Source organism: Bacillus sp. 1735sda2 (assembly GCF_024159245.1).
Lineage (GTDB): Bacteria > Bacillota > Bacilli > Bacillales > Bacillaceae > Bacillus > Bacillus pumilus_O.
In genome coordinates, this window is record NZ_JAMYWZ010000001.1 from 3,929,791 (window position 1) to 3,947,005 (window position 17,215).

Genomic DNA, 17,215 nt, shown 5'->3' on the forward strand with positions numbered 1-17,215 from the left:
AGCTTTTTAAAAATCGCCACCCTAAATGAATGGCGATTGAGCACACTACTTTTCAGCTTGAAACTTCTTTACTGTCTTATTACTTTCTGACATGCCTTTCCCAGTGACGGTGAAGTAAAGCTTTCCACCCTTGGCACCAAGTTGTTTAAAAGTGACTTTCACAGTCTTGCCTTTAGAAACCGTTGATTTTCCAATCAGCTTCCCTGATGAATGATAGATTTTGACCACATCTTGTTTCGCTAATTGACTGATCGTGACAACGTCTTTTTTCTTCTTGTTGTTCACGATTTTGATTTGATTGCTTTTTAGCGCAGCAGATGGTTCACCCTTAAAAGAAATGGCTTGCTTTCCGCTTTCCAGCATCTTATCTCCGCTACGAGTCACATACACTTTACCGCTCTTAGCCCCTACTTGTTTAACGTACAGCTTGATAGATGAACTGTTCGCTGGTTTTGATGTGGCAAGTAGTTTTCCATTTGTTGAATAAACTTTGATGACATCTTTTTTCTTGATCTTACTCACTGTAATGACGTCTTTTTTATTTTTAAGATTATTGATTTTGACTTGGTTGGCTTTTAAAACATCTGATTTTTCACCCTGATAACGAATCGATACTCGATTGCTCTCTTTTAAACTAGGCTCTTTCATACTGATATAAAGTGTTCCATTTGTTTGGCCTAATTGCTTCAAGGAAATCGTCACGTTCGAGCTAGATGCAGTCTGTTGAGCAATTGCTTTTCCACCAGAAGCTTGTTTAAAGATTTTAATGACGGATTGTTTTTTGATTCCTTTTATCGTCACTGTATCGTTTTTGCCTTTGTTGTTTGTCACCTTCACTTGAGATGATAGAAGTGGGGATGTGACAACTTTTTTAACGGTAACAGCTGGCAGGGCAACCTTTCTCTTTCCACTTTGCAACGTGATGGTTACTTTAGATCCTTTCATTAATTTCCCTGTTTTTAATTTGAAGTTTTTCCCCGGAGTAATGGCAAACGGTCCATATTTCTTTTTCGTTATACTTGAACTGAGTTTTGACATTGCTCTTATTGTGTTATTCGCTGAATCAGTTTGCACCTCTACAACAGCTTGATCACCAAACGTACTGATGCCGTTAATGGTATCACTTGAGTCATCGATTTCCTCCACAAAAACTTTCTGTACATCTTCCTGAGATTGATTCGTTTCATTCGGGTTATCTGCCATGAACGACTTGACTGTAATTAAGTCACCACCGATTAACTTTGAAACAGGAACATCATAGACGCCATTAGCGTCTGTCTGACCTTCCCCAATGACTCTCCCCTCTCCATCTAAAATATTGATCATACTTTTAGGAGTTGCGGTCCCAGCTACTGAAGTAGAAAGCTGAGTAAATGGATCAATCGTCGGAGCGGTTGATCTAAGTCGGAAAGTGGTCTCATACAAAGCATTATCATAAGAGGGTTCCATCACTTGAAATTCACTTTGATCCAATGCTTTTATTGTGTTATTGTCCACACTCAATTCAAAATTGCCATCACCATCTGCAGTCATCGATTGAATGATGTCACCTGATTTTTGATTTTTAAAGACGATCTTTGCATAAGGAATTCCCGTTTGGCCTTTCACTGATTTCGACCATTTCGTCGTAGGAATAAGTGAGATTTTCTTAGGATTCACAATTTTTTTGTAAACGTCGATATTGCTGCCAGTCGTCATTTTCACTGTTAGGAATGTGCCTGCATTTAGGGCAGGCAGCTTTAATTGAATGGCATCATTGAATGTGCCTGATGCAATCACTTTGCCATCTTTCATGACCTCTACTTTTGTGTTCTTCACAGTTTTCCCAGTTAGCTCCTGAGAAGTATCATATATCGGATCTAATGAGGTAAACGATTCCTTGAATACATACACTTTGTTTGAAGAAAGCTTTGTCCCATTTTGGTCGTACGTATCTAACCCCACCGTTTGGCCTGAACTAATGTTCCAAGAAAACAACTTAAAGTTTCCGTTACTATCTGCTTTTGCATAGTGCATATATTTAGATTTCCAGTTACTCGGAACACCCCAATCTACGAATGCAACGATTGCGTTTGGCGCTGTTTTACCTGTCAGATAATTATCACCATATTGATAACGATCAACTGTTGTTTTCGTTCCACCCTCTGCGGCACTCACATTTTCTTGTATATTGAAAGTTAACATCATCATACAAAGAATAGAAACTACTATTTTCAGGACTATTTTCATAAAGATATCCTCTCTTTTCCTATTAATGTTTTAATATACAAATATTATACATTTCATCCAATGTAGGCACAAGAGTTAATAATGTGACTAAAGGCTTATCTAATTACTATTTTAATAGATACTGTGAATTTCGCTCCCTTACATGAACACTTCCGATTTAAAGTATCAAAAAGATTCATTTTACGAATGGAATGATCAAACTTATGATAAACGTAACAAGATTCTATAGGAGGATTCATTATATGAGAGACATTAGGGTGTATCATGTCGATGCGTTTACAACTGAAAAATTTGGAGGGAATGCTGCTGGGGTCGTGTTGGATGGTGATCTTTTAACGGAGGATGAGATGCAGAATATCGCCAAAGAGTTGAACTTACCTGAATCTGTCTTCTTGCTGCCTGCACATGATAAAGAAGCTGATTATCGGGTCAAATACTTCACACCGACAGAGGTGGTCAATTTCTGCGGGCATGCGACTGTTGGATTGACTTGGCTTTTAGCGACGGAGCTTGGGCTGGCAAAAGAGAAAACAGGGGTCGTGTTAGAAACGAAGATTGGCCATGTTCCTGTTGTATGGCACGAAGAAAATGGCAAAGTCATCGATGTGGAAATGTCGCAGGTGACGCCGAAAACGCGAGATTTTATGATCGATTTAGAAGAGCTTAGTGACATGATTGGTGTGAGCAGTGATCGCATTGATCCATCTTATCCTATCAAATTAGCAAACACCGGAAACTGGCATCTTCTCGTTCCGATGAAGCACCAACAGGACATTGACCAAGCGGCACCGAACTTAGCGGCTTTAGGGAAAATGAATAAAGAGCAGAATATCACAACGACTCACCTTTATACATTTCATACCGCAAAAGAAATTGATCTTTACACGAGGGATTTTGCACCTGGGATTGGGATACCCGAAGATCCGGTGACGGGGGCAGCAAACGGGGCATTGGCTGGTTATCTTTATGTAGAGGGTATCATTTCTCAGCAAGAAACCACTCGTCTGAACATTGCTCAAGGGGATGCCATTGGCAGACCCGGCATCCTTCGCATTACGGTTATTCCGAACGAATCAAAACCTGTGATCAAAGTGGCAGGATCAGCGGTTATCACTATTCGCGGCGTGTTGACCATATAATAAATCATCAGCTTGAATGGGAGACATCTCGTTCAAGCTGAATTTACTTAAAATGATCTTTGACGACTTCGATCCATCTTTTGGCCGATGGCGATGCTACTTTAAATGACTTGAACGCCAAGTTGATTTCACGATATACGCTTGTCTCAAGTGGAATCACTTTCGTATGAGACATCTGCGGCGGCAAAATTAATGTCGGAATGATGGTCACTCCGAGCCCTTCTTGAACCATCGAAATGAGCGTATTGTTGTCTCCAATTTCAAATAAAACATGAGGCTTCACGCCTCTTTCTTTTAATAGTTTCTTAATGAGCAGGTCACAACCTGCCTTGGGCATAATGAATGATTCATCATGTAACGAGTCAACTTCTATCACTTTCTTCGTATTGAAGCGATGATCCTCTTGCATGAGCACCACCAATTCATCTTGGAAAAGTGGAATGGTTTCGAATTCTCTCGATGGCTGCGTTAAAAAACCAACATCAATCGTGCCAGACGCAATCCATTCCTCAATCTCCTCATAACCACCTTCATATAACTCTACTTGGATATTGGGATACCTTTTGATAAAAAGGTGGATCAGCTGCGGAAGCATTTTTGAAGAAAAACTAGAGAACGTTCCGATCTTGATACTCCCCACTTCCATCCCTTGAATTAGCGCCGCCTCCTGCTCAAGTAATGACGCATGATGAATGATTTGCCGAATATGCGGCATCACCCGCTCACCTGCATCCGTTAACGACAACCCGTTTCGATTTCGCCGAAGCAGCACAACCCCTAATTCCGACTCAAGCTTCGCAATATTATGACTGACTCCAGACTGCGTCAAACCAAGCTTTTCCCCGGCTTTTGTAAAACTGCCGCACTCGACGACTGTTAGAAATACTTTGTATTGGAATGTGATCAGTGTGCTCACCTCGTATTTTCATATTGTAAATTGAAAAATAACTCAACATGTCTAATTTGTCGAGGAATTCAATATCCACCTATAATCACTGAGATATTTTGCTAAATTTATGATACGATAATAGGCAAAAAGACTACAGGGGCTTGCTAAATGAGTGAACTTTTTATTGAAAAACGCGATTTTATGACAGATCAAATTCAATCTTTACGAACCACCGTATTTCATAATCAACCTATTGTCTATATTCTTTATGATGAAAAGAAGAGACCATCTGCTTATATAGGTCAGTCAGTCCAAGCTAGCAGGCGTTTGAAAGATCATTTGAAAGACCAGAATAAGAATAAACTAACCAAAACCCTTCTGATCGGACATGAACGCTTTCATCAATCTGCCTCTTATAATATTGAGACAAATCTCATAAACTACTTTATTGCGGAAAATCGTTTTCAATTAAAAAATGTTAGCCAGACGCGATCGAGGGAGATGCACCATTATTATCAGAAAGACTTTTACAATGAATCTGTCTTTAATGAGATATGGACGCAACTTCAAAAAGAGGAGATCGTTACTCATTCAATTGATGCATTAAAAAATAGAGATATTTATAAACTATCTCCCTATAAAGAATTATCACCTCAACAAGTAGAAATTAAAAATGAAATCTTATCTTTTTGTAAAGAACATATCAAACAGTCCGGTCACCATGTGATTTCGATAGAGGGTGATGCAGGAACTGGGAAGAGTGTTTTACTAAGTTCTCTCTTTAATACGATTCAAGACTTATCAAATGATATGGAATCTGTCTTAAACAAAAAGAATAATTATTTACTTGTGAATCATGCGGAAATGCTTAAAACATATCAAAATATCGCAAAAAGTCTGCCAAATCTGAAGAAGAAACAAATTATGAGACCAACCTCGTTTATCAATCAGATGACAAAGTCAGGTGATATGGCTGACATCGTATTAATTGATGAAGCCCACCTTTTATTAACAAAAGATGATAAGTACAATAACTTCCATTATCAAAACCAACTAGAGGAGATTATCAAACGAAGTAAAATTACCATTGTCATTTTTGATCCAAAACAGGTACTCAAAATTAAGAGCTACTGGAATGAAAAATTACTCGAGGAAATAACAAACAGATACCATGCCAAGACTGTGAAACTTACAGAACAGATGCGTATGCATGCTGATACTGAAACGTTGAAATGGATTGATCAGTTTGTCTCAAAACGATTATTAACTCTGCCTAAAAAACAAGAATCTTTCGAACTCAAAATTTTTGAGAATCCTAATCAATTTAAAACTGCCATTCAAGAAAAAGATAATGAAGTAGGCTTATCCCGCATTGTATCTACCTTTGACTTTTTACATAAAAAAGATGGAGCTGCCTATATTGTAGATGAAGACGGTATCAATATGCCATGGAATTTTACAAATGATAAATGGACATGGGCTGAACATGCAGATTCAGTTAGAGAAGTGGGCTCAATCTATACAGTTCAAGGATTTGATTTAAATTATGTCGGCGTCATACTTGGCCCTTCTATCAGCTATGATGAAGAAAAGGATGAACTTCTCATTGACACGTCAAATTATAAAGATACAGGTGCATTCACATCCAGAAGTGACATGTCAGAAGAGGAAATCAAACAGGCAAAAGAAAAGATTATACTAAACTCAATTAACGTTCTGATGAAAAGAGGCATCTACGGTCTTTACATTTATGCAACAGATGAAAAATTGAGAAGGAAATTACAAGAGTTAAATGAGGGAGGCAAATATGACTGAGATCAAAGAATTAATACATTCGATTAACCAATTTAGAGATGATCGAAACTGGAGACAATATCATAATCCAAAAGACTTGGCCATCTCAATTTCGATAGAAGCAGCTGAACTGCTTGAAGACTTCCAATGGAAAAGTAATGAAGAAGCCCTTGAGGCCAACGAAGAAAATATCAAAGAGGAAATAGCAGATATCTTAATATATTCTCTTATGCTTTGTTCAGATCTTCATCTAAATGTGAAAGAAATAATTGAAGGAAAATTAATAAAAAATGGAGAGAAGTACCCCATTGAAAAGTAAAGAAACATGATTCGTTCTACTAATTAATGAAGAAGAGTAATGCCCTACCTCTCTTCTTCATTTCATTATACTTTAAGAACATATTTGTCTAATTCGTTGTTGCCGACGACGAAGACCTAGACGCCGCTTCATCCGCCTTCACACAATCAATTGCAACAACGAGTGCAATCATCATAGGCTCCATCTCTTCTTTTAAAATATCAACCTTATAGCTGTCACCCCATGTAAACCATTCCTTCTTCACCTGACCGATCACTTCGCCGTTCTGGAGCACTTGGAAATTCATATCCCACCAGTTACCTTGTACTTCTACACCCGCGGCATCAATTGAATATTTTGTTTTAAAGAATGTAAACTCTTTTTTGATCGTCAATACCTCTTGACCACCAACTTCTACTAAAAACTTCGGTAAAAAGCTAAACATTTTCTTCGTAATTACAGCAATTTCTTCTCGTTCTGTATTCAGAATGGTAAACGTCTTCGGCATCTTCATAAAGCTACCTTCGACCACATACACATCGTTCTCCTGTTGATCCTTTACCGTAAACCTACCGCTCAGACTAAATACCTTTTGCTTCATATAAAGCTGCTTCATAAATACCTCCGATTCAGTTCAAAAATTTATCCGTTCTTCCCTTACCCCTGATTATACCAAAAAATAGAATGTACAAAAAAAACCACCTAATAGCAGGTGGTTTTCGATTACTGAACCATGTCAGAGATTCTTTTTCATGCTTCACTGGATCGCCAGCTTTGATCATGCATGTGCCTGCTTTTAATTGTTTAATCTTTGTTCCATCTTTGAAGGCTTGCCAATGATTTTGTTCGATTGGATAGTTGGATATTTTGGTTTTGAAGGTGGCGTATGGGTCAGGTATTTTGTCCATCTGTAAGTTACCTCTCTAGTATTAGAAGATTTGATAAAAAATTGTATCAGAAGACACTCAAGTTATAATGGAAATATAAGCGATGATGAGAGGAGATACAATGAAAAAGATCACTTTTTTTGATTGGACCATTCAATTACAAGCAGACTTAACGGCAATAACAGATCATCATGAAAAGAAGATGGTCATTTTAGAGCCATCCATTGAACTAAATAGCATCATTTGGATGGATGACAACAACGAGCTACAAATCAAACCGACTTGGGATTGTGTCATTTCAATTGATCCAACCAACAAATCTCTAACAATCCGGCAAACAGAAGAAGTATTCGGAGAAGTGTACGAATGAAAAAAGCAGGAGGAACTATGAAGAAAACCACTTTTTATGATTGGACAGTTCACTATCCTGAACATGTAACAGCTGTCAAAGATGATACAGAAAAGAAAATGGTCTTTATAGAACAGACTGTTGAATTTAAAGGGATTATCCGTATTGATGAAAATGATGAACTGCAAATTAAGCCAACTTGGGATTGTGTCATTATTATTAATGCTAAAAATATGTCTGTCACAGTTCGTGATGCAGAAGACTTTGTAGGGTTACCATAGAAATAAAAAAGTCTCGTTTGAGGAAAATCACTCAAATGAGACTTTTTTATTTATTATTTAATACCCATCTACAAAGTACTCTATAGTTTCTAATTCATCTTCTTTCAGTTCTCTGTTCACGTACTTTTGATATTCATTCGTGATTTTCTGCTGATCTCCACTAAATAGATCAGTGTAATTCGCCATCATCCGAAGCTTGTCTGTTTCCTGACGAAACTCCTCTTTTGACCACAGTCTTTGGTGTGAAGGAATATACGTTTCGGCATCAAAAGCATCTAACTCATCTAAAAGACGCAAGATTTCTTTCACCGTATAATGTACTTTTTCGGCATACATTTTCGGATAAATACAATCAGCAAGAAACAGGATTTTCTCTTCTTTCACATACACAATCACTGAATCTGCGGCATGATCGCCCCCAACATGCTGCACAACACAAGTGACCCCGCCAAGATCAATCTCCATCCGACGATCAAACGTCACATCCGGTAAAACCACCTGAATATCTCGATGACCCTGATACTCTTCTTTTATCGCCTTCGCGCAAAACTCAATCTCCGTTCCTTCCCTCACCCGCTCATCAATCGCCTCATCAGACCACGAAAACGGAAGAAGCTTCTCCATTTCCTTTCTGGTCTTTGCAGAAGCAATTGAAACCGTATCAGGCAGCGCTGGCAGACCAAAAATATGATCCCAATGCCAATGCGTGAGGACCACCATATCGGGCGTGGCGTTCTCGTGTTTTAAAGTTTTTTGGATAAAATAGTTCGCATGATCTTCCGAGTTACCAGCATCGATCATTAATGTTTTGTTATTGCCTACGACCATGCCTAGGATGGGGCGGTCGGTAAGTGATACTGGTGTGATGTAGGCAAAGGTTTGGCCTATTTTTTTGATTGTGTGCATGGTGTGCCTGCTTTCTTAGATTGTATATTGAAGTATACTTACGCATCCGGTTACAAGCCAGTTGTACGTATTGTTATAAGTTTGAAATTCACTTATTATTATAGTCATTAATAATTGAAATAGTCTTGTTTGCAACGTCACTTCCAAGAGATGCATACAATTTCTTATCACCAATAATATAAAATTCTTCTTTAGCTCGAGTGGCCGCCACATTCATTATATTAGGCTCTGAAACAGCCCATTTTGCTGCTCCACTGCTATTTGAATCTGTTCCTAGGACAAAATAGACAATTTTCGCTTCTTTTCCTTGAAAAGTATGAACAGTACCTACATTTGTTGGTTTACCGTCTTTTCGTTTAGTAAAGCAAATTTCATCTAAAACTCTTGTAATTTGATAAGCAACATTTCTAAAGGGAGATATTACATAGATATCATCAGCTAAATCTGTATTTGCTTGTAACTGCTTAGTAATTTGATTTTTTAGTAACTCAGCTTGTTCTTTAACATATTTGTCATTCGCCTTTCCCACACAATGAAGCCACTCTGATCTCCCCTGCACCTCATCTTCATTTTTTCCTTGTACCATTAAACCATCATAAGAAATTTCATTAGAAATCGTGAACATTGGATAGTTTGAACGTCTATGTACCCACAGTGGAATTCCAATCCATTCGTCTTCGTTTTTTTGGAATCCATACTGACTAGTATCATCTACTATTGTTTGAGTGGATGCATTAGCAGATACAAATTTTTCGTCTACGTTATAGTGTCTTCCAATCAAAGTTAAAACATTTGGATCTAAATTTAATACGGGCCTTATTTGTGAGGGGTCTCCAACAACCATTACTTTTTTACTTCTAAAAATGGCTCCTACACTAGCCTGCGGTAATGCTTGACCAGCCTCGTCAATAAATAAGTTGCCTATTGAATTTTCCTTGAGGTTTTTAAACATTCGACCAAAACTTGCAAAAGTAGTACTGATAACTGGCACAGCGAAATTGATCCATTGCCATGCTTCTGAAATTATCTCATGGCCATTCTCTTTCGCAATGTAATTTGATTGTTTATTCCAGATAATCCTTGCTGCTTTTAAATTTCTTACATTCTCATTGAGGAATTGCTTTCTAACTTTTAAAGCCGAAATAAATAATTCTGATTGTAAAATACGAAACTCCTTTGTAAACCAAGGATTAGACTTTTGGAGTTCTTCGTATGATAAAGAAAAGTCTATTTCCTTAATTTCATTTTGTGACTTGTTCTTTTCAAATGCATCAATTTCTTTTTTCATTTTTCCCAAATCATTATTCTTAGCATTCACCCATCGTTCGTAGGTAGATTTTCTTTCCATCATTTGTTTTTGAGTATACTCTTTTTTAACAGCATTTTTAGCTAGATGCTTTTCAAGCTGTCTATAATCATTTGTAAGCGTTGTTTTTTGTTGAGTTAGATCATTTAAGTGTTTATTCACGCTGCTTAGCTTTTTGAAATAATGTTCGATTTTAGATTTATTAAATATTTTCTGAAACCATAAAAAACTAGGCTTTTGTGAAGTAAGAACATGATAATTTCGTTCAGCTTGTACTTCTGCCCTTGATAAATTTTCAAGTTCAACAGAAACATTAGATAAAACTTTTTGAAATTTTAATTCCTCTTCTCTAAGTCTCTCTAATTCAGCTTTTGCTTCTTTTTCATTACTAGTCAAAACTTTATGTTTTTCTGTTTTCTCATTTTCAAATTCTTTAACTTGATTTATATATTTGATCTTTAGTTTTCGTATTTTATATAATTTTTGGCTATATTTTTCTACTTTGTCTCTTTCAACTTTTAATTTATTATAAAGCCGTTTGAATTCCTGATATACTCCAGTATTCGATTGATCATCTTCCTCTAAATCTTTTTCAATTGCCTCTATATTGAGAAACAATTTATTCATGTTGATTGAATTTCCACCTTCTAATGAAAAAACACCCCAATTTTTATCATTGAGCAGTTCACTTATAATGTATCGATCTTTCCCAAATCCTTCTCCTTTTAGTTGAGAATTAGAAATATCTTTGAAATAATTTGCTTTCTCTAATTGATCTTGAAAACATTTAGGAATCTCTTCTTTCACCGGTAATTCATTAACGATATTTTGGACTGCTCCATTATTTGAACTTGCCACAATAATATTCTTATCAGAAATAGATCGTGGTAACACGCCAAGTTTAGCATTTTGCCAATAGGCCAGACTGCCTTGAATCACTTTATTAGAAAGATTTGAAATAGCTAGAGCCTGTTGTACGACTAAATCAGCAAAAATATCCTTCAACAATGTTGTCTTGCCTGTTCCTGGTGGGCCGTTAATACTTCGGATATCGTTTTTGTCGTTTAAAGCTAAATTGACAGCTGCTTGTTGCATAAAATAGAGTGCATAATCAGGGTTTGATGGAAAACGTCCTAACGGATAATTTTTTGGTTTTAAAGCAATTTCCTCAAAAATATAAGCGTTAAAATGTTCAGACTCTTTATGACTGTCTAGATTTCTTCTATTTCCAGTAAACCCGTTAAAATATCTGTTTATATTTTCAGTATCAATTAACTTTGCCATTTTTAAATCTTCAATAAAGAATGAATGTAGATTTATATCCTCATTATCCAGATGTCGTATGAATTTATAACGGAAATTATCTATTGATACATGATACTTTTGTATAAGTTCAGAGAACACATTATGAAAACCCTCTTCAAATTTTCGATCTAATTCTTCTCTAAATAAAGTTTCAACTTTTAAAAAATCATCAGGTAAATGGTCATGTTCGCGAATATAACCGCTCATTGTTAAAAACACTTTATCAGCCACCAGATTTAGTTGATGATCAAAATATAAAGCGAAAGTAAATTTTTCCGAATTACTTATTTCCTCATAAGTTTTCTCAATATTATATTTTTCTCTCAAAATATCAACAACTTCTTGGAAATTGAAAATACCAAAGTAAAATACGATTCCAGACTTTTTAAAGGCTTTATCTGACATATTATTATGTTGTTTTTGATAATATAAAAAATTCATAAAGAATTGTTGCCAATCTTTTTCAATACGATGAAATGTCTTTAATAATTTACCATTTTTATTAATTGAACCTTCTGCTAACTGCTCTATTGTAATCCATGCATTTAGAATATCTTCCTTTTTATTCATGCTATATCTCCTGTTATCGAGCATATTTAAATAATTATACTTTTGAATAGTTTTTGACTCTTTAATATTAAATAATAACATACTTTTCCAGTGTCGCTCAATTCCATATTGCAGTTATATGAACCAGCAAAATATAAACTAAATATATTTCAAATTTTTTATAATAACCTTTCTATAGATGGTTTTATTAACGCCATTAAATAAATAAAGCGTCATTCAATAGAATTGAATGACGCTTGCTTGATCTATAAATTAACTAATTCTGTTCTCTTTTTTTGAGCAGATAAACCATCCATTCCAACAGAACCATAATAAATAGCTAATCTATCCGTTTTACCAATAATCCCAACTGGATAATTAGCTTCTCCAATGAAATCTTCAAAATCATCTGGATGGACATCAACTTCAATTTCGTGACCAATGAACGCATGATGATAAGAGAGATCCTGATAAAGTTCGATTAAAAACTGTATCATTTGATTTTGAAGAATAAATACTTCTTGAGAGGCTACTTCTTCCCAGTTAAAATCTAGTAAGAAACCAAAGTATCCATCTTCTATATGAATTGTTAATCTTACTGGTTTAGAACTATTTAATAGATTTAATACTTCAAATTCTGTATAGTGACCAGACAAATATGAATCTTCGATGATATTTTTACTAATACTTTGTTCAATCCAATTTTTTCCATCTGTATCTATACTATACTTTACTTTTTTAAAGGACACGTCCATTTTTTTTAAGGAATTTACGAAAGACTGAAAGATTTGAATATGATCATTTTCACGAAAAACAACACCAATATTTACAGATCCACCTATACTCATTATTAATCACCTCTTAACTATTAACTCACCGATTCTAACATAGTTATTTTTTTGTTTCGTTGAGAGCTTATAACCAGTAATAAATTCACCATTCTGCTTGAAAAATGCAGCTTTATTCCCCTTTAAATGCATCATAACGTAACCTGATTGTCCACTATGCTTTGTTCTATATACATGACTTGAACGACTTACGTGGTTTCTTAGAGCTGTTTCAAATTTTTTTGCATTTGCCTTGCTATAAGATCCTTTTACACCAAAATCAACAGCATGTTTAAATTTCTTTTGTAGCTGCACAGATTTAAACGTAACTGCAGTAACAGCTCTTAAAATTTGACTTCTTGTATACATCTTAAAAGCAATCTTAGCAGAAGTTCTGATAATCACACCTAAAATAATAGCTGGTAAAATAGAAGCCTCAATTTCTTCAGAATTAACAGTGTATTTTTCACCAGAGTCTTTATCTGTTAAGGTAGCTTTAAACGTTTCATTATCCGCCTCTTCAACGGCAATGTCATATTCTTTGTTAATAAGTTTACCATTTTCATCAATAATAGATGACGTAAAGTTCATTTCTTCCGTTTCTAAGCTCATTTCAAGGTCACCCTTAACTTCAAGATCTTCTGAGTTAAAGGTAGTTTCAATATGAAGTGATTCTTCTTCTAAGTCAATTAAATTAATATCCAACTCATCAGTATAATCAATATTTAATTCATCATAGACTTCCTGCTTAATCTCATCAAACTGATTTTCTAACAATTGATTATTTACTTCATTACTTTCACTAATTGCTTCGGCTTGATTTATTGGTAAATTTACAATTACCATCGCAGTCACTATTAATATAGTTATTATTTTTTTATAATTCATTTTAGGCTCCTTTATGATTATAGATTATTAATCCGTTCCCTTGCTCATCATCATTTAAAGATTGAACTTTTCGGGATTCTTGTTTCAACTTTTTCATAAGTTCATCAACATTTAACTTCTTAGATTTACTCAAGTAATCCTGAACATACAGTGAAATTACACCAGTAACATGTGCGGTTGCAAAGGAGGTTCCAGTAAACAAACTATATTCCCCCCTAAGATTAGTAGAGAGTATATCAACTCCTGGTGCAATATAATCTATCTTTCCTCTTGCTGCTGAGCTTGGCCTTTTAAGATTTTTTTTAATAGAATTAACTGATATCACATTTGTGTATTTCGCTGGATACTCTACACCAGTTCCATATGTATTACCTGCTGCAGCTACTATAATTATTCCATGTGACACTGCTTTATCAATGGATGACTTTAATTTAGCTTTATTAGTAACTACACCTGAACTGATATTGATTATATGTACACCTTCTTTTATGCTCCATTCAATACCCTTTATTAAAGAATCAACATCTCCTTTACCTTGTTGATTTAAAACCTTAACATCATAAAGCTTCACACCTGAATGATTGTAACTTGTTATACCTTTATTAGATTGTCTTGCTCCAATGATTCCTGCCACGGCAGTGCCATGACCAAAATCATCGGTGACAGGTCTTTTGGGAGTAACAGCATTATATTCCTTTTTAACAATACCTTTTAAATCCTGATGTTGTTGATTAATACCACTGTCTAAGATAGCTATTTTAACTTTAGTTCTTCCTTCGCTTCTTCCACTGTTCATATATGGATCGAGCAACTTAATATTCCATTGGACTTTTATGTCTTCACTGAAGTTAGCTTTCTCACTCTCGTTATTCGTATTGTTTAAATTATTAAATACAAAAAAAACAATTAAGAAAACTAAAACTATTATACTAATTATAAACGTGTGAATTTTTATTCTTATATATAAAACCTCCTATTCATGACTTAAGAATCACTTAACTTCAAATATATGATAACTTAACATAATGGCAAATTCAATATTTTTATCCATAATTAGTTATTTAATGAACGTAATTATTAACTTAATTACTTTTAATTTCAAACAAAGATTTTGGACAATTTCCTTTGTTTGTAGCTGTCGTTAATCAAACATAAAAAGATGTTCAGAAGCTTTGAAAAACTCCTGAACATCTTTTATAGTTTATTTAAAACTTTTTCCTTTGATTATTGAGATAATTCTTTTGAAGGAATAGACATAAGCATATTAAAAACTAATAAAATTCACTCACTTATGATAAGGCTCACCGTGATGCCTTTAAATGAGGTTATTAAAAAACCTTGGTGGAGACTAACCTCTACCAAGGTTCTAAAATTATTTTATGTTAGAAGATCTCTAGAACTACACTTAAATTAGAAAGTGCTTATCACTCTTCACAAAAACTAATGATTTCCTTCGGTACAGGTTCAAATATTAATATCTCTGGCTTTGGATAAGGTCTTTTTTTCAAATAATCTTTAAGTGGGATCATACTTTTCCAGTACTGCTCAATCCAATAATCAATCGTTTCTCCAGTATCAAAATTTAAAGCTTCCTCATCAAACTCTTTCATATCTTCATAGAATGCTTGATCATAAATAGAAAGTGAAATTTCACTATCAAATACAAATATCTTGTCCGTAAATATAGGGAAACAAAAAGACTCGGAAAAACGATTGATTATATCAGCGCCTATTGCTTCTTTGAAATTAATCCATTTAGGAATATCCGAAGGTCTTAAGTTTTCTGTTCTCTCTAATTTCACTCTTCCACCATTACTATATCTATGATTTGACTTCGTAGAATATTTAATGCCACTGTTCATGACTTCCTGCTGTGAAACATGAAACTCATGACTCTCGGGAAAATATGCATGGTATAGTAAGTCACTCATGTAATCACCTTCTCTCTATTTATTTCTTGGAACGTAAGGGAAGTGTGAACTTCTTGTTGGATCATCTAAGTTTTCAAATACCCTATGACTCCCAGTTGGTGTATCAGGTGTACTGATATTCCCATCAAATTCTTTATAATACTTGGTTATTTTATTGGGATTCGGATTATTAGGATTTGGCCAGTTTGAATAAGCCTTATCAGGGTTAGCCATTGTTTCTTCCCTTAACTTAGAAACATCTACATCTTTACCATATTGAGACCTATTAGGAGTTGACGGTCTACTTGAGTCATACATATGTTTTTCAGAATGTGGACTAACAAAATCTTTAGGGTTAGTACCACCATTTGGCTTTGTAGGTACTGGAGCACTCCCCTTAATCCCCATTTTCCCCTGAAACCCATTCACCCCAAACGGCAAAACCCTTGCAAGTGCTGCATTCATACTCGCTTCCTGCTGTTCTTTTGAAACCTTGTTTCCAAACATATCTCGGCCCGTAATAGCTTCGCTGAAGCCGTTCGTGGCGGTAAGGCCATATAAACCTTTTTGAGATGTTTTTAAGGTATCAAAGGACTTTTGGGACGTCTTGTAGATGTCGACTGCCCTAACTGCGGCTGATGTGGCTTGGGTGGTTTTATAGACAGCTTTCCCGCCTTTGAAAATGCGTCCTGCCCAACCGACGATTGGGATATAACCCGCTGCTGCCATGCCGCCTGCAGCGACTCGCTGTCCTGCGGTGAGCTCTTCACCTGTGATTGGGTCAACGCCTGTTGCGGCACGTTTTGCATCGTTCACGCCAGTCAGTTCATTCACGATGTTTCCTCCATAGTCCAGGGCTTTTTCATACCAAGGACGGTTGGCGAGTGCTTCTTGTTCCTTTGCTATCTTGCGTGCTTCTCCTTGTTCTTTTTTGATTTTCAGATATTCAGAAGTTTGCTTTTCAATATCGCTTTTTGCCTTGTAGATTTCACTATCTTGAAACGCTTTTTTGTCAAAATTCATAGGCGAAATCGCTTTTCCGTCATTTGTCGCATTGATCATTTTAGCGTACAATGCCATTGTAGCCTGCTGTTCCGTTTCTGACAAAGCATATTCATCTTTTAAATTTTGATCAAGCTCTATTAAATCCTTAACCGTCTTTTTTCGCTCGTCTTCCGCATCTGCAATCTTTTCATCAAAGGTTTGGCTATCAAATACCTCTAGAGAAATGAGATCATCAATGTCTTCAAAAATTGTTTTGAGTGCCTTTTTCTGATCCTTTACAATGCTTTTGGCATTCTTGATGCCCATATGTACTGCGTTGTCTAAAAAGTGTTCTTCTACAAAGGTATCGCCGCCAAAGTTTGTATCATCTAGTGTCCCAGAAACACCCTCATGAAAGGCTTTTTGCTTATCGATAAAGCTAATAAACATGTCTACATTTCCAGACAGCTCTTTATAAAAGCTTTTAATGTTATCTGCACCTTTCCCAGTGAAGTCATCACCGAGGTTTGCGACACCTTGTAATGCCTTTTTTAAATCGACCATTTGTTCGCGAAGTTCCTGATAGTGTTTTGCTCTTGTATCCATGGCTTTTGTAAGTGCTTTTGCATCAAGTATTTTATTCAGGGAAAGTCACCACCCTTTATTTAATTCAC

Annotated in this window: 15 protein-coding genes; 5 read left to right on the plus strand and 10 right to left on the minus strand. The window is 35.5% G+C overall.

Annotated features, from left to right (window positions below):
- Window positions 1-45: 45 nt before the first annotated feature.
- Complete coding sequence (locus NKR21_RS20520) at window positions 46-2,229, minus strand: Ig-like domain-containing protein (RefSeq protein ID WP_144457279.1); 2,184 nt, start codon at window positions 2,227-2,229, stop codon at window positions 46-48.
- A gap of 242 nt (window positions 2,230-2,471) precedes the next feature.
- Here NKR21_RS20520 and NKR21_RS20525 point away from each other — a divergent pair, with 242 nt between their 5' ends.
- The gene (locus NKR21_RS20525) at window positions 2,472-3,368 is read left to right on the plus strand and encodes a PhzF family phenazine biosynthesis protein (RefSeq protein WP_144457281.1); all 897 of its coding nucleotides are present in this window, start codon (window positions 2,472-2,474) and stop codon (window positions 3,366-3,368) included.
- 43 nt (window positions 3,369-3,411) lie between these two features.
- Here the strand turns inward: NKR21_RS20525 and NKR21_RS20530 are convergent, their stop codons facing one another.
- Entirely contained in the window at window positions 3,412-4,284 is an 873-nt protein-coding gene (locus NKR21_RS20530; RefSeq protein WP_253602564.1) for a LysR family transcriptional regulator, read from the minus strand.
- Window positions 4,285-4,425: 141 nt separating this feature from the next.
- Between NKR21_RS20530 and NKR21_RS20535 the strand changes: the two genes are divergently transcribed.
- Window positions 4,426-6,072: a DUF2075 domain-containing protein gene (locus NKR21_RS20535; RefSeq protein ID WP_144457283.1), complete on the plus strand. Its 1,647-nt coding sequence runs from the start codon at window positions 4,426-4,428 to the stop codon at window positions 6,070-6,072.
- Window positions 6,065-6,370: a nucleotide pyrophosphohydrolase gene (locus NKR21_RS20540; protein WP_144457285.1), complete on the plus strand. Its 306-nt coding sequence runs from the start codon at window positions 6,065-6,067 to the stop codon at window positions 6,368-6,370. The genes NKR21_RS20535 and NKR21_RS20540 overlap by 8 nt, the downstream gene beginning before the upstream one ends.
- An 88-nt stretch (window positions 6,371-6,458) precedes the next feature.
- Here NKR21_RS20540 and NKR21_RS20545 read toward each other — a convergent pair whose 3' ends face one another.
- Entirely contained in the window at window positions 6,459-6,965 is a 507-nt protein-coding gene (locus NKR21_RS20545; RefSeq protein ID WP_144457287.1) for an LURP-one-related/scramblase family protein, read from the minus strand.
- A gap of 392 nt (window positions 6,966-7,357) precedes the next feature.
- Here NKR21_RS20545 and NKR21_RS20550 point away from each other — a divergent pair, with 392 nt between their 5' ends.
- Entirely contained in the window at window positions 7,358-7,606 is a 249-nt protein-coding gene (locus tag NKR21_RS20550; RefSeq protein WP_144457289.1) for a hypothetical protein, read from the plus strand.
- A 17-nt stretch (window positions 7,607-7,623) separates the two neighbouring features.
- Window positions 7,624-7,866, plus strand: a complete 243-nt coding sequence (locus NKR21_RS20555; protein ID WP_144457291.1) for a hypothetical protein — start codon at window positions 7,624-7,626, stop codon at window positions 7,864-7,866.
- Between the two features lie 57 nt (window positions 7,867-7,923).
- Here the strand turns inward: NKR21_RS20555 and NKR21_RS20560 are convergent, their stop codons facing one another.
- The 7 genes from NKR21_RS20560 to NKR21_RS20590 all read right to left on the minus strand — a co-directional run bounded on the left by NKR21_RS20560 (window position 7,924) and on the right by NKR21_RS20590 (window position 17,147).
- The gene (locus NKR21_RS20560) at window positions 7,924-8,772 is read right to left on the minus strand and encodes an MBL fold metallo-hydrolase (protein ID WP_144457293.1); all 849 of its coding nucleotides are present in this window, start codon (window positions 8,770-8,772) and stop codon (window positions 7,924-7,926) included.
- 88 nt (window positions 8,773-8,860) lie between these two features.
- Entirely contained in the window at window positions 8,861-11,953 is a 3,093-nt protein-coding gene (locus NKR21_RS20565) for an AAA domain-containing protein (RefSeq protein WP_144457295.1), read from the minus strand.
- Window positions 11,954-12,198: 245 nt separating this feature from the next.
- Window positions 12,199-12,780 (minus strand): Imm64 family immunity protein, encoded by a 582-nt coding sequence (locus NKR21_RS20570; protein WP_144457297.1) that lies wholly within the window; start codon window positions 12,778-12,780, stop codon window positions 12,199-12,201.
- A gap of 6 nt (window positions 12,781-12,786) precedes the next feature.
- Window positions 12,787-13,647, minus strand: coding sequence for an SAR2788 family putative toxin (locus NKR21_RS20575; protein ID WP_024424012.1), 861 nt, complete (start codon window positions 13,645-13,647; stop codon window positions 12,787-12,789).
- A 1-nt stretch (window position 13,648) separates the two neighbouring features.
- Window positions 13,649-14,458 (minus strand): S8 family serine peptidase, encoded by an 810-nt coding sequence (locus tag NKR21_RS20580; protein ID WP_144457299.1) that lies wholly within the window; start codon window positions 14,456-14,458, stop codon window positions 13,649-13,651.
- Between the two features lie 613 nt (window positions 14,459-15,071).
- Window positions 15,072-15,578: a DNA polymerase III gene (locus tag NKR21_RS20585; protein WP_144457301.1), complete on the minus strand. Its 507-nt coding sequence runs from the start codon at window positions 15,576-15,578 to the stop codon at window positions 15,072-15,074.
- Window positions 15,579-15,593: 15 nt separating this feature from the next.
- A complete protein-coding gene (locus NKR21_RS20590) occupies window positions 15,594-17,147 on the minus strand; it encodes a ribonuclease YeeF family protein (RefSeq protein ID WP_234935772.1) in 1,554 nt (517 codons plus the stop codon).
- Between the last annotated feature and the right edge of the window lie 68 nt (window positions 17,148-17,215).